This window comes from Vibrio floridensis, from assembly GCF_021852965.1.
Classification (GTDB): Bacteria; Pseudomonadota; Gammaproteobacteria; order Enterobacterales; family Vibrionaceae; genus Vibrio; species Vibrio floridensis.
The window spans coordinates 59,838-73,714 of the sequence record NZ_JAKGCY010000006.1; the positions used below are offsets into that span (position 1 = coordinate 59,838).

General features: G+C 46.3%; 12 protein-coding genes. 8 read left to right on the forward strand and 4 right to left on the reverse strand.

Annotated features, from left to right (window positions below; translation table 11 throughout):
• Positions 1–49 precede the first annotated feature (49 nt).
• Positions 50–1,198, reverse strand: a complete 1,149-nt coding sequence (locus LZU85_RS11335) for a Na/Pi symporter (RefSeq protein WP_176298076.1) — start codon at positions 1,196–1,198, stop codon at positions 50–52.
• A 380-nt stretch (positions 1,199–1,578) separates the two neighbouring features.
• Here LZU85_RS11335 and nhaR point away from each other — a divergent pair, with 380 nt between their 5' ends.
• Both nhaR and LZU85_RS11345 read left to right on the forward strand, forming a co-directional pair.
• On the forward strand, positions 1,579–2,469 hold the full coding sequence (nhaR, locus tag LZU85_RS11340) for a transcriptional activator NhaR (protein WP_176298075.1): 891 nt from the start codon (positions 1,579–1,581) through the stop codon (positions 2,467–2,469).
• Between the two features lie 128 nt (positions 2,470–2,597).
• The gene (locus tag LZU85_RS11345) at positions 2,598–2,894 is read left to right on the forward strand and encodes an ArsR/SmtB family transcription factor (RefSeq protein WP_176298074.1); all 297 of its coding nucleotides are present in this window, start codon (positions 2,598–2,600) and stop codon (positions 2,892–2,894) included.
• A 123-nt stretch (positions 2,895–3,017) separates the two neighbouring features.
• On the opposite strand, the gene rpsT is transcribed toward LZU85_RS11345, so the two are convergent.
• Positions 3,018–3,278 (reverse strand): 30S ribosomal protein S20, encoded by a 261-nt coding sequence (gene rpsT, locus LZU85_RS11350; protein ID WP_176298073.1) that lies wholly within the window; start codon positions 3,276–3,278, stop codon positions 3,018–3,020.
• 248 nt (positions 3,279–3,526) lie between these two features.
• Here rpsT and murJ point away from each other — a divergent pair, with 248 nt between their 5' ends.
• The 6 genes from murJ (at position 3,527) to ispH (ending at position 11,248) form a co-directional block, all read left to right on the forward strand.
• On the forward strand, positions 3,527–5,089 hold the full coding sequence (gene murJ / locus LZU85_RS11355; RefSeq protein ID WP_237287119.1) for a murein biosynthesis integral membrane protein MurJ: 1,563 nt from the start codon (positions 3,527–3,529) through the stop codon (positions 5,087–5,089).
• 71 nt (positions 5,090–5,160) lie between these two features.
• Positions 5,161–6,096, forward strand: a complete 936-nt coding sequence (gene ribF / locus LZU85_RS11360; protein WP_225463541.1) for a bifunctional riboflavin kinase/FAD synthetase — start codon at positions 5,161–5,163, stop codon at positions 6,094–6,096.
• A 64-nt stretch (positions 6,097–6,160) separates the two neighbouring features.
• Positions 6,161–9,007, forward strand: coding sequence for an isoleucine--tRNA ligase (gene ileS, locus LZU85_RS11365; protein ID WP_237287120.1), 2,847 nt, complete (start codon positions 6,161–6,163; stop codon positions 9,005–9,007).
• A gap of 78 nt (positions 9,008–9,085) precedes the next feature.
• Positions 9,086–9,592, forward strand: coding sequence for a signal peptidase II (gene lspA, locus LZU85_RS11370; protein ID WP_237287121.1), 507 nt, complete (start codon positions 9,086–9,088; stop codon positions 9,590–9,592).
• Between the two features lie 241 nt (positions 9,593–9,833).
• Entirely contained in the window at positions 9,834–10,265 is a 432-nt protein-coding gene (gene fkpB / locus LZU85_RS11375) for an FKBP-type peptidyl-prolyl cis-trans isomerase (RefSeq protein WP_060532465.1), read from the forward strand.
• 20 nt (positions 10,266–10,285) lie between these two features.
• Complete coding sequence (gene ispH / locus LZU85_RS11380) at positions 10,286–11,248, forward strand: 4-hydroxy-3-methylbut-2-enyl diphosphate reductase (protein WP_011078593.1); 963 nt, start codon at positions 10,286–10,288, stop codon at positions 11,246–11,248.
• A gap of 68 nt (positions 11,249–11,316) precedes the next feature.
• Here ispH and btsR read toward each other — a convergent pair whose 3' ends face one another.
• Together btsR and LZU85_RS11390 are read right to left on the reverse strand one after the other, a co-directional pair.
• Positions 11,317–12,045: a two-component system response regulator BtsR gene (gene btsR / locus LZU85_RS11385; RefSeq protein ID WP_011078592.1), complete on the reverse strand. Its 729-nt coding sequence runs from the start codon at positions 12,043–12,045 to the stop codon at positions 11,317–11,319.
• A 19-nt stretch (positions 12,046–12,064) separates the two neighbouring features.
• The gene (locus tag LZU85_RS11390) at positions 12,065–13,747 is read right to left on the reverse strand and encodes a sensor histidine kinase (protein WP_237287122.1); all 1,683 of its coding nucleotides are present in this window, start codon (positions 13,745–13,747) and stop codon (positions 12,065–12,067) included.
• Positions 13,748–13,877 lie beyond the last annotated feature (130 nt).

Consider the following 13,877-nt stretch of genomic DNA (forward strand, 5'->3'; position numbering starts at 1 on the left):
AAAAGGAGAGCGTGAAAAGCTCTCCTTAGGTCATTTGCGTAACAAACAATTATGCGGTCAGCGCCAAAATCGTGCCTGGGATGAAGATAAAGACAGCGAGTAGGTAACCAGCTACCACTGCTTTGTTCTTGATCGCCATCTCTGAGATAAACTCGGCGCCTTTGATTGGCAGTTCACGCAGGAACGGAATACCAAAGATAAACAGTGTCGCTAATACGTTAAAGGTTAAGTGAACCAACGCGATTTGCAGAGCAAACACAGCAAACTCACCAGAAACTGCCGTCGCTGCAAGCAGTGCGGTAATACAAGTACCAATGTTCGCACCCAGAGTAAATGGGTAAACATCACGTACTTTTAGTACACCAGTACCAACCAGTGGAACCATTAGGCTTGTCGTCGTTGATGACGACTGAACCAATACCGTTACAATAGAACCTGATACGATACCGTGGATAGGACCACGACCAATTGCATTCTTCAGGATGTCACGAGCGCGGCCAACCATCAGGCTTTTCATCAATTTACCCATCACCGTGATAGCAACGAAGATGGTCGCAATGCCTAGTACAATCAGAGCAACACCCGCAAAAGTATCACCAAAAGTGCTTAATGGACCTTTCACTGCGCTTACGACTGGTTTGGTAATTGGTTTGATGAAGTCAAACCCTTTCATACTCATATCACCAGTATTCAGTAGTGGCGACACTAACCAGTGAGAGATTTTCTGCAAAATTCCAAACATCATCTCTAATGGTAGGAAGATAGCAACAGCGAGCAGGTTAAAGAAATCGTGAATCGTCGCACTTGCGAAAGCGCGTTTAAATTCTTCTTTACAACGTACATGGCCAAGAGAAACCAAGGTGTTTGTTACTGTGGTGCCAATGTTTGCACCCATAACCATAGGAATAGCGGTTTCTACCGGTAAACCACCCGCAACAAGACCTACGATTATTGAGGTCACTGTACTGGATGATTGAATTAATGCGGTGGCAACAAGACCTATCATTAGGCCAGCGACTGGGTGAGAGGCAAACTCAAAAAGAATTTTGGCTTGATCGCCAGTTGCTAGTTTAAAGCCACTGCCAACCATAGATACTGCAAGTAGCAGTAGATATAACATGAATGCCAAGTTAGCCCAGCGAAGCCAACGAGTTGTGCTCGAAATTGGCGTTGCTGCCGTAGTAGCTTGGTTCATCATAATTTTCTCCATTGACCTTCTAAATCTCAGTTTGGTCTGTTGTTGAAACTGAGGCTGATAGTAGAGATGAAATATTTCAGTAATATGACAGTTCGGTGTCATCCAGATTTTTTCATCAAAGATCACAGATTAATTTTCTGAATCAAAAAATGAATCAGTTTAAGTTTTTGATTTTAATTTGTTTTTTATGATTTTCTTAGAGGTTGTTTTTTGTTCGATTGATGAGGCTTATGTCACAAAATATGACAATATGAAATTGATTGGTTCTGTTTTTTTTAATGTTGTAGCGATTTAAGTTCGGTTTTCCCGATATAATTGGCGACGTCTGTCATATTTGTTCTGTTCTCAGGAGCGACAGTGGTTTCTTTTAAGGAAGGGTTATGTCACATCTCAATTATAATCACCTCTATTATTTCTGGATGGTTTGTAAGCAAGGTTCCGTTACTAAGGCGGCCGATGCGCTGTTTCTTACCCCTCAAACGGTTACCGGGCAAATCAAAGCACTTGAAGATCGAATGAAAGGCAAGTTGACAAAACGAAACGGCCGTACCGTTGAGCCAACGGAGCTTGGGCAATTGGTATTCAAATACGCTGACCGTATGTTTGGCTTGAGTTATGAGATGTTGGATATCGTCAACTACAGCCAGCATGCCAATATTCTATTTGAGGTCGGTGTTGCCGATGCGTTGTCAAAACGGTTAGTAAGTAAGGTGCTGAAGATCACCGTACCTAAAGACAAAAAAATCCATTTATGTTGTTACGAATCGACACACGAATTGTTGTTGGAGCGTTTGGCACAACATAAGCTCGACATGATTCTGTCTGATTGCCCTGTCGATTCGACACAAAGCCCCGGCCTATATAGTAAGAAACTGGGAGAATCGAGCATGAGTTTCTTCTCTTCCACTAAAATAGATAATGCTGAATTTCCCGCAATTTTGGAGCAGAAAAAACTGTTGATTCCTGGAAGCCGAACGGCGATGGGACGTAAGGTTTTACAATGGTTTGATCGTCAAGGCATCCAACCGGATGTGCTGGGAGAGTTTGATGATGTTGCATTGATGAAAGCCTTCGCTCGTTACAACGATGATGTGATTTTTCTTGCGCCCACGGTATACATGCTAGAAGTAGAAGAAGACAGAACACTTCAGTTGATCGGTCATGTGGACGATCTCAAGGAAGAATATTACGTCATATTCGCGGAACGTATGATCCAGCATCCAGCGGTTAAGAACGTCTGTGATGCAGATTTTAGCCAATTGTTTGAATGAAACCGTTCCCTTTAATACCCTAAATAGATTACTATCTACAAAAATATAAATCTAAATTATAAAATTGTTTAACACAACTATCTGCAACAACCGTTGAGACATGTGAGTTGTAGCTAGAGGACCAACACATGAACTTAAAAGATATGGAGCAAAATTCTGCTCAAGCTGTCGTATTGCTTAAAGCCATGGCCAATGAAAGACGTCTGCAAATCTTATGTATGCTACACAATCAAGAACTCTCGGTGGGGGAGCTGTGTGCCAAACTGCAGTTGAGTCAATCGGCACTTTCGCAACACTTGGCGTGGTTGCGTCGTGATGGTTTGGTGACCACACGTAAAGAAGCACAAACGGTTTACTACACTCTGAAAAGTGAAGAAGTAAAAGCAATGATTAAACTGCTGCATAGCCTTTATTGCGAAGCATAATGCCTTTGTGTTACATGTAGAAAAGAAAAGCTGGCTTACAAGCCAGCTTTTTTATATCAGTGATTTAATTGCAATAAAAAAACCGGCATAGAGCCGGCTTTTTTTCACTGAATCAAGACTCTATTAAAGAGCTTTGATTTGTGCAGCGAAACGAGACTTGTGACGAGCTGCTTTATTCTTGTGAATAAGGCCTTTAGTCGCCATGCGGTCTAGGATCGGTGTAGCTACAGCGAATGCAGCAGTTGCAGCTTCTTTATCGCCAGCAGCGATTGCAGCAACAGTTTTCTTCATGTAAGTGCGCATCATTGAACGACGGCTAGCATTGTGCTGACGACGTTTCTCAGCTTGGATAGCGCGCTTCTTAGCAGATTTGTTATTTGCCAAGGGTCTAACTCCCAAAAACTTTAGTTCGGTGACAATTTAAGGGCGAGGAATATCCCTCATTTATGCCCGATTGTCAAATGATTTGTGCAAAAACCAAACGTAGCCAAAACATGTTTTGGTAAGAAAGGTCATCGCGGTTAAGATGGCGGGATTCTAACAGCATTTTTAGACCAATGCTAATAAATATCCGCTTCATTGATAACAAAAGGCGGATAAAAGTTAAGCTATGGTGTTATTTCGAGGTTACAGTGAGTAAACGACTACTCAAGTCCGGCATGATCGTCAGCGCTATGACGTTGGTTTCTCGTGTTTTAGGCTTAGTGCGCGATGTGGTTGTCGCCAATTTAATGGGCGCAGGCGCCAGTGCTGACGTATTTTTCTTTGCCAACAAAATTCCGAATTTTTTAAGAAGGCTTTTCGCAGAGGGGGCGTTCTCTCAAGCCTTTGTACCAGTACTGACGGAATACCACGCCAGTGGCGATCTAAACAAAACACGGGATCTCATCGCTAAAGCATCAGGTACCTTGGGGGTAATTGTGTCCATTGTTACCGTTATAGGTGTCCTTGGCTCTGGCGTTGTCACGGCATTATTTGGCGCGGGATGGTTTATTGACTGGTTACATGGTGGGCCAGCTGCGGAAAAATTTGAGCTTGCCAGCTTTATGCTCAAAATCACCTTTCCCTATCTTTGGTTTATTACCTTTGTTGCCTTGTCTGGTGCGATTCTCAATACCATGGGCAAATTCGCGGTGTCCTCATTTACACCCGTTTTTCTCAACGTGATGATCATTCTCTGTGCATGGTACATATCACCGATCATGGCTCAACCTGAAGTGGGTTTGGCGATAGGGGTGTTTCTGGGTGGTTTAGTGCAGTTTCTTTTTCAAATGCCCTTCCTTATTAAAGCGGGGGTTTTAGTCAAACCGAAGTGGGGTTGGCGCGATCCGGGCGTGGTCAAAATCCGTACCTTGATGATCCCCGCTTTATTTGGGGTATCGGTCAGTCAAATTAACTTATTGTTTGATACCTTTATCGCCAGCTTCCTGCAAACCGGTTCGATTTCATGGCTTTACTATTCTGATCGCTTGCTCGAGTTCCCTCTGGGTCTATTTGGTATTGCCATTGCGACGGTGATCCTTCCTGCGCTTTCTCGCAAACATGTGGATGCACACAGCGAGGGGTTTGCCCATACCATGGATTGGGGGGTTCGCATGGTCACCTTACTAGGCATTCCAGCAATGCTCGGTTTGATGGTATTGGCCAAGCCAATGCTGATGGTGCTGTTTATGCGTGGTGAGTTTACCCCACAAGATGTGCATCAAGCCTCTCTGTCTCTTTTGGCGTACGCTTCTGGGTTGTTGAACTTTATGCTGATTAAGGTACTCGCGCCTGGCTACTATTCTCGTCAAGACACTAAAACGCCAGTGAAATATGGCATTGTTGCTATGGTGACCAACATGGTGTTTAACGCTATTTTTGCTTGGTTCTATGGTTATGTTGGTTTGGCTATCGCGACTGCTTTGTCTGCCTTTGTTAACATGGCACTGTTGTACCGAGGTTTGCATATCGCTGGTGTTTATAAAATCTCTCGACGTACGTTTTTATTTATCAGCCGTTTAGTGGTTTCTGGTGCGGTGATGGTGGCGGCGATTTTGTGGCAACTTGATGAGATGAGTGTTTGGCTTGAGTGGACCACCGCCCATCGTGCCGCAATGCTGACGATGTTGATCGGCTTTGGCGCATTGGCGTACGTTGCTTGTGCCTTTTTGCTCGGGATTCGGGTAAAAGACCTAAAAGCTGGGACAGAGTAAGGTGGATTGGTATATAATCCGCCAGTTTGACACTGCATAAAACGAAAACAGAGGCATTTCGCTGTATCCAAATGGAACTGATACGAGGTATACACAATATAAAACCACAGCATCGCGGCTGTGTATTGACCATAGGTAACTTTGATGGTGTGCATTTAGGGCACCAAGAAGTGTTGCGTCAAGTCTCTCTGCGAGCTAGGGAAATGTCGTTACCTTCTGTCGTGATGACATTTGAACCTCAGCCTTTAGAGCTGTTTGCCAAAGAGAAAGCCCCTGCGCGCTTAACGCGTTTACGCGATAAGTTTGTCCAATTAGGTAAGCTTGAGATCGATCGATTGTTGTGCGTCAACTTTAATCGTCATTTCGCTTCCTTAGATGCGGATGCCTTTATTCGCGACTTGTTGGTTGAGCGTTTGGGTGTTAAGTTTCTCGTTGTTGGCGATGATTTTTGTTTTGGTAAAGCAAGACAAGGCAATTTTGCCATGCTGCAAGAAGCGGGTAAAAAATACGGTTTCACCGTAGTGAATACCCAAAGCTTCTGTTTAGCGCAGTTAAGAGTCAGTAGTACCGCCATTCGTGACGCGCTTGCTCACGATCAGCTAGCGGTTGCCGCTCAAATGTTAGGGCGGGATTACAGCATTAGCGGGCGTGTTTCACATGGCCGTAAATTAGGCAGGACGATAGGTTTCCCTACCGCCAATATTCCGCTAAAACGCTGTGTTTCTCCCGTCTCTGGCGTGTATGTCGTTCAAGCGTTAGGCTTGGATAACAAACCGATTGGTGGCGTGGCCAACATTGGCCAAAGACCGACGGTTAACGGCGTTCGTCAGCAGTTAGAGGTACATTTATTCGACTTTCAAGCCAACTTGTATGGCAAGCAGTTAGAAGTGGTACTTTTGCATAAACTGCGTGATGAAAAGAAGTTTGAGTCTTTTGACGCACTCAAACAGCAAATTGAATTGGATGCTGAGGCAGCAAGGGTGTGGCTGCGTCAGCTAAAGCGTTGAACGGTTTATTCCACCGAACAACATAATGTCTAACTTTCGCCCAATATAACGGAATTAAGAATCGATGAGTGAGTATAAAGATACCCTGAACTTACCTGAAACAGGGTTTCCGATGCGCGGCGATCTGGCTAAACGTGAGCCAGAAATGCTAAAGCGTTGGTATCAAGAAGACCTTTACGGTGAAATCCGTAAAGCGAAAAAAGGCAAGAAATCATTTGTGTTGCATGATGGCCCTCCATATGCAAACGGTGATATTCACATTGGTCACGCACTAAACAAGATTCTTAAAGACATTATTATTAAATCCAAAACACTTTCAGGTTTTGACGCACCTTACGTTCCAGGTTGGGACTGCCACGGTCTGCCAATTGAATTGATGGTAGAGAAAAAAGTGGGTAAGCCAGGTCAAAAAGTGACTGCTGCTGAGTTCCGTGAAAAATGTCGTGAATACGCAGCGGGCCAAGTAGAAGGTCAAAAAGAGAGCTTTAAACGTCTTGGTATCATGGGTGAGTGGGATAAACCTTACCGCACCATGGACTTCACGACGGAAGCCAACATCATCCGCGCGCTTGGCCAGATCGCTGATAACGGTCACTTATTGAAAGGTTTCAAACCTGTTCACTGGTGTACCGATTGTGGTTCTGCATTGGCAGAAGCAGAAGTTGAGTACAAGAACAAAGTGTCTCCTTCTATTGATGTTCGCTTTAAGGCTGCTGACGAAGCGGCACTATTAGCGAAATTCTCTTTGAATGAAGGCCATCAAGGTCAAGGTGACGTTTCCATCGTCATCTGGACAACCACACCTTGGACACTCCCTGCAAACCGCGCAGTGTGTCTACGTGATGATCTTGAGTACGTGCTTGTCCAAGTTGAGGGTGACAACCCTGAGCGTATTATCGTTGCGGCGGAATTGGCGAAAGACGTGATGGATCGTGCGGGTATCGAGCACTTCCATAACCTTGGTTTTGCCAAAGGTGCAGATCTTGAGCTTACTCAGTTCCAACACCCATTCTACGATTTCACTGTTCCGGCGATCCTTGGTGATCACGTGACGACTGATTCAGGTACTGGTGTGGTTCACACTGCGCCTGGCCACGGTCAGGAAGACTTTGCGGTTGGCCAAAAGTACAACCTAGAAGTGGCAAACCCAGTGGGTTCAAACGGTGTTTACCTACCAGACACAGAGCTATTTGCTGGTCAGCACGTATTTAAAGCGAATGACGCTGTAGTAGAAACGCTAAAAGAAAAAGGCGCGCTACTGCATCACCACGCCTACGAGCACAGCTACCCACATTGCTGGCGCCATAAAACGCCGATCATCTTCCGTGCAACTCCTCAATGGTTCGTTTCTATGGACCAAGCAGGCCTACGTGCTAAAGCGCTTGAGTCTATCAAAGGTGTTCAGTGGATGCCTGAATGGGGTCAAAGCCGTATCGAAGGGATGATCGAAGGTCGTCCTGAATGGTGTATCTCACGTCAACGTACTTGGGGTGTGCCAATTGCCCTTTTCGTGCACAAAGAAACCGCAGAGTTGCATCCAAACACGTCTGAGCTGATTGAAAAAGTCGCTCAAGTGGTGGAGCAAAAAGGCATTCAAGCATGGTGGGATATCGATGCAGCGGAATTGCTGGGTGATGACGCAGCTCAATATGAGAAAGTCCTGGATACTCTAGACGTTTGGTTTGACTCTGGCGTGACACACTACGCAGTGGTCGATAAACGTGAAGAGTTCAACGGTGCGGAAGCAGACATGTACCTTGAAGGTTCAGACCAACACCGTGGTTGGTTCCAATCTTCATTGATCTCTTCGATTGCGATGAAAGGCAAAGCGCCTTACAAGCAAGTGTTGACGCACGGTTTCGTGGTTGACGGCCATGGTCGTAAAATGTCGAAATCGATCGGTAACGTGGTTGCACCAAAAGATGTCACCAACAAACTGGGTGCAGATATCTTGCGTCTATGGGTTGCTTCTACAGACTACACGGGTGAAGTTGCGGTTTCTGACGAAATCTTAAAACGTTCAGCCGACGCTTACCGCCGTATTCGTAACACAGCGCGCTTCTTCCTTGCCAACTTGAACGGCTTCAATCCTGAAACGGATATCGTGCCAGTTGAAGAGATGGTTGCGCTTGACCGTTGGGCAGTAGGTCGTGCACTGGCGGCGCAAAATGAAATTGTTAAAGCGTACGATGAGTACAACACGCACGCAGTCACACAGCGCTTGATGCACTTCTGTTCTATCGAGATGGGTTCATTCTATCTTGATGTGATCAAAGACCGTCAGTACACCGCCAAACTGGGTGGTCACGCGCAACGTAGCTGTCAAACTGCGCTGTACTACATCGTAGAAGCCTTGGTTCGTTGGATGGCACCGATTATGTCGTTCACTGCCGATGAAATTTGGAACGAAATGCCAACTTCTCTTCCTAATGGACAAAACCGTGACAAGTTCGTCTTCACTGGTGAGTGGTTCGATGGTCTGTTTGGTCTTGCTGAAGGCGAAGAACTGAATAACGCATTCTGGTCTGAAATGCAGAAAGTGCGTGGTGCGGTGAACAAACTGCTGGAAGCGGCACGTAGTGATAAAACCATTGGTGGTTCTCTACAAGCAGAATTGACTCTATTTGCTGACGATGCACTAGCTGCGAAAATCAACAAGCTGGAAGATGAATTGCGTTTTGTTCTGCTCACGTCTGCAGCAACAGTGAAACCATTGAGCGAGAAGTCAGATGCTGCGCAAGCCACCGACATCGAAGGTCTGTTCGTCGAAGTTCGTGCAACGGAAGCTGAGAAGTGTGACCGTTGTTGGCACCACACTCCAGACGTAGGCACCATTGAAGGTCATGAGAAGATTTGTGGCCGTTGTGTGTCAAACGTGGATGGTGAAGGCGAAGCGCGTAAGTTCGCTTAATCGGTCCCTTCAATACGATTGAACTTTTTTTAAATTTTATAGCCCCAGTATCGACTGGGGTTATTTTTAGGAAGAAAGATGAGCGGTAAAGCGCAGATATTCAAACAAACGGGTGTACGTTGGTTATGGCTGGCACTGGTGGTGTTTTTAGCCGATATCGGTATTAAATTCATTGTGATGGAAAACATGGGGTATGGCTGGGCAAATCGCATTGAGGTTTTGCCTTTCTTTAATCTGCTCTATGTGCATAACTACGGTGCCGCGTTTAGCTTTTTGAGCGATCAAGCCGGTTGGCAACGCTGGTTATTTACTGGTATTGCGTTTGTGGTCACGGGTCTATTGACCTACTGGATGAGCAAGCTACCAGCGGCAGAAAAATGGAATAATGTCGCTTATGCCATGATCATTGGTGGTGCGATTGGCAACGTGTTTGATCGCATGGTGCATGGCTTTGTGGTGGATTACCTCGACTTTTATTGGGGAACTTACCATTGGCCTGCATTCAACTTAGCCGACACGGCAATTTGTCTTGGCGCGGCGATGATCATTCTCGATGGCTTCCGGAAAAAGGAAGAAGGGAAGTAATCTTTGCGAGATCGCGAATAACCCTAAGCGTCGTCGGTTGATTCTGGCGACGCTTTTTAGTATACCCGTCATATTTGAAGCTGCAGCGTTGTTGACTGCGATAATTTCCCGGTACGCCGGCCGCCCTAATCACATAGCGCATTATGCTCATAGGGATGAATTATCTTGTCGCCTAGCCGCAACTCCCACTATTTAGGGTATACACCAAGAAAAACAATAATGACCTCAAGGAAGCAGTAACGTGAGTACAATCAATAATAATTCCGCAGTCACACTGCATTTTACGATCAAAATGAATGACGGTTCTGTCGCAGATAGCACGCACAATATGGGCAAACCCGCGAAGTTTGTTATGGGTGATGGCAGTTTAAGTGAGAATTTTGAGCAGTGTTTGCTCGGCCTCACCGTTGGGGAAAACAAAGCGATTGAGCTAAAAGCGGCGGACGCTTTTGGCATGCCTAACCCAGACCATATTCACCATATGGACCGCACAAAATTTGTTGGCGAAGCGCAAGTGGAAGTCGGCACCATCATGGCGTTCAGTGGGCCGGATGGCATGGAGATCCCTGGCATTATTACTGAAATAGCCGGTGATTCAGTGACGGTGGATTTCAATCATCCACTTGCAGGCCAAGATGTGACTTTTGAAGTTGAAATTTTGTCAGTAGAATAGCCAGCGAAAAGAAAACTACCATGAGCAATGAAATGAAAATCTTGTTAGCGAACCCACGTGGATTCTGTGCGGGTGTCGACCGTGCCATCAGTATTGTTGAGCGTGCACTGGAACTGTATCAACCGCCTATCTACGTACGCCATGAAGTGGTGCACAACCGTTTTGTGGTGGAAGGCTTAAAGCAGCGCGGCGCGATCTTTGTCGAAGAGCTGCATGAAGTGCCAGACGACAATATTGTTATTTTCTCTGCTCATGGCGTGTCTCAAGCGGTGCGTCAGGAAGCCAAAGAGCGTGCGCTAACTGTGTTTGATGCGACATGCCCATTGGTGACGAAAGTGCATATGGAAGTGGCGAGAGCCAGCCGTAAGCATATGGAAGTGGTGCTGATCGGTCATGCGGGCCACCCAGAGGTAGAAGGTACCATGGGTCAATATGCCAGCTTGCAGGGCGGTATGTACCTCGTCGAAAAACCGGAAGATGTACTTGGCTTGAAAGCGATAGTTAAAGATCCGAGCAACTTGCACTACGTAAGCCAAACGACCTTATCGGTGGATGAAACCGCGGACGTGATTGATGAGTTGCGTCGAGTTTTCCCAGAGATCCAAGGCCCACGCAAAGACGATATCTGCTATGCGACACAAAACCGCCAAGATGCGGTGCGTGAATTGGCGAAAGATGTCGATGTGGTAGTGGTGGTGGGTTCAAAGAACTCCTCAAACTCGACCCGTCTAAAAGAGTTGGCGGAAAAATTAGGCACACCTGCTTACTTAACAGATTGTCCGCAAGACATTGAGCCACAATGGTTTGATGGCAAAGTCAAAGTGGGCGTAACGGCAGGGGCCTCTGCACCAGAAGAACTGGTCAATCAAATCCTAACTCGCATTAAAGAGTTGGGTGCTCAATCGGTTGAAGAAGTGCTAGGCCGTGAAGAGAACATGTTCTTTGAAGTGCCTAAAGAGCTGCAAATTAAGCAGATTGACTAACGAGTCACCCTGATTTGAATACCTAAGGTCAATAGACCCTACTAATGGCGATCTCAGTATCGCCATTTTTAATGGCTGAGTCCCAGCATCTCTTTGAGCAATTTCAGGTAGCGGCGACTGACGGGCACTTCAAATCCAGTTTTAGTGATGATTTCCGCTAAACCATTTTCCAGCAGTTTGATCTCGCTGATGGCTTTAATACTGATCAGGTATTGGCGGTGGCAGCGCACCAATGAGGTTTTTTCTTCCAGCACTTTTAAGGTGAGCTGAGTACTGGCGGTTTGACTGGCTGAGCGCACATGCACACCACTGATGTCGCTGTAGGCGCATTCGACGCTCTCTGTCGCCATGATCACAATGCGGTTGTGGCCAATGCAGGGAATTTGATCGAGGGTCTCAGGGGCTAAACTGGCGATGTGCTGGCTCAAGGCGGAATGACTGGCGGCTTTACTTAGACGTTTAACCGTTTTACGTAAGCGTTCCGGATCAACGGGCTTGAGTAGGTAATCAAACGCATTATCTTCAAAGGCTTGGATGGCGTATTGATCGTAGGCGGTGACAAACACCACGTAAGGCATGGTGTCTGGATCCATCATGCCCAGCAGTTCAATGCCCGTGACTTGCGGCATCTGAATATCGAGAAACACCACATCCGGTTTTAACTCATTAATTTTCTTTAAGCCGACAATCGCGTTGGCGGCGTCGCCAATCACATCAATGTCACCTGTTTCGCTAAGCAGGTCTGTAAGCTCTTCGCGAGCAAAAGGTTCATCGTCGATTACCAGTGCGGTCAACATCCGTTTACTACCTTGTTGGCTAAATTGCAGTGTGATGGCTGCGGGGAATGATAAAGCTCATTTTAGTAAATTGATGCTCTTTCGCCTCGATTTTTAGTGCTGAGTCACGCCCAAAATGGTGCGTCAGCCGTTTATCGACTATTTCCATTCCCAGTCCTGAATGATTTTCTGCTGGGGGCTGATAGCTACCTGCATTATCTTCGACCACGATGACATCACCTTGCTCACAAGATTGGCTGTAAATGCATACCCGTCCTCCCTCCAGCATATTTGAAATACCATGCTTAATGGCGTTTTCCACCAAAGGCTGCAAGGTAAAGCTGGGCAGTTTGATGTCGAACAGCTCTGGTGTGATATCAATCTCTATCTCTAGGCGGTCAGCAAAACGTGCTTTTTCAATGCTGAGGTAGGCATTCACATGCGCCAGCTCTTCTTTCAGTGTGACGGTGTTGATGTTCTGTTTTAAGTTGCTGCGAAAGAAGTGCGACAAATTTTGAATCAGTTCGCGTGCTTTATCAGGATCGCGACGAATCACCGCGCTAATCGTGTTTAGCGCGTTGAATAAGAAATGCGGATTCACTTGAGCATGCAGCAGCTTAATCTCCGATTGCGTCAGCAGCGTTTGTTGTTGCTGATAATCGCCATAGAGAATTTGGCTGGAAAGCAGTTGGGCAATGCCTTCGGCCATCGACATATTAATGGTTGAAAACAACTTGCGCTTCGGCTCGTACAGCTTAATGGTTCCCACCACCTCTTTACCTGCCCGCAGTGGAATGATCAGTGCCGAGCCCAATTTACAGTCGGCAGCGAGAGAGCATTGATATGGACGCTCGCTACCATCGAGGTAAATGATGGCGTTTTGGCTCATCGAATCAAGGGTGCTTTGCGACGAAATGGGCGTATTAGGCTTGTGGTGATCATCGCCAATGCCGACAAACGCGAGAATCTTCTCTTGATCGGTGATCGCAACCGCGCCCACATTGGTTTCTTCATAAATAATGCGGGCGATTTTTTCTGCGTTGGCACTGTTAAAGCCCGTGTGCAAGATACCCACAGAGCGATCCGCAATGGTCAATGCCCGACGCGAAAAGGTGGCGGAGTACTTTTCAAAGATGGTTTTTCTGTCTTGCAAAATGCTCATAAACAACGCGGCACCGACCGAATTGGCAATGATCATCGGTGCAGCGATGGTGGAGACGAGGTTATAGGCTTGATCAAAGGGCTTAGCGACTACCAACAAAATGATCATTTGCATGATTTCGGCGACGAAGGTGATGCTAAACACCACAGAGGGATTAAACAGCTGTGCGCCTTTGTTTCTCTTAATCAGATAGATATGCAGCAAGCCACCAATCAAGCCTTCCGCTGTGGTCGAAATCGCGCAGGCTAAATCGGTGAATCCTCCTAAGGTGTAGCGATGTAAACCACCGGTTAATCCCACCGCAAAGCCCACAATCGGCCCGCCAAACAAGCCGCCCATGACTGCCCCAATTGCACGAGTATTGGCTATGGCGTCATTGATGTGTAAACCAAAGTAGGTGCCCAAGATACAGAAGGCGGAAAACAATAAGTAGCACAGAACGCGGTGGCTCAAACGCGATGAGATGTTCAGTAGTGGTAAGATGATGGGGGTCTTGCTGAGCATATAGGCTAAAACAAGATAGACACACATCTGTTGTAGCAGTGAAATCACCAGTTCCATATTGCCTCTTCGTGGCTACTGTTTGTTGTCGGTGGCATCAGCGTTTGTGAGTCACGATTATTGACAACACCGAAAGTAAGAAAACGTTAGTCTTCCTGAGTTTAGCGGATAAAAACAGAGCCTACACTTG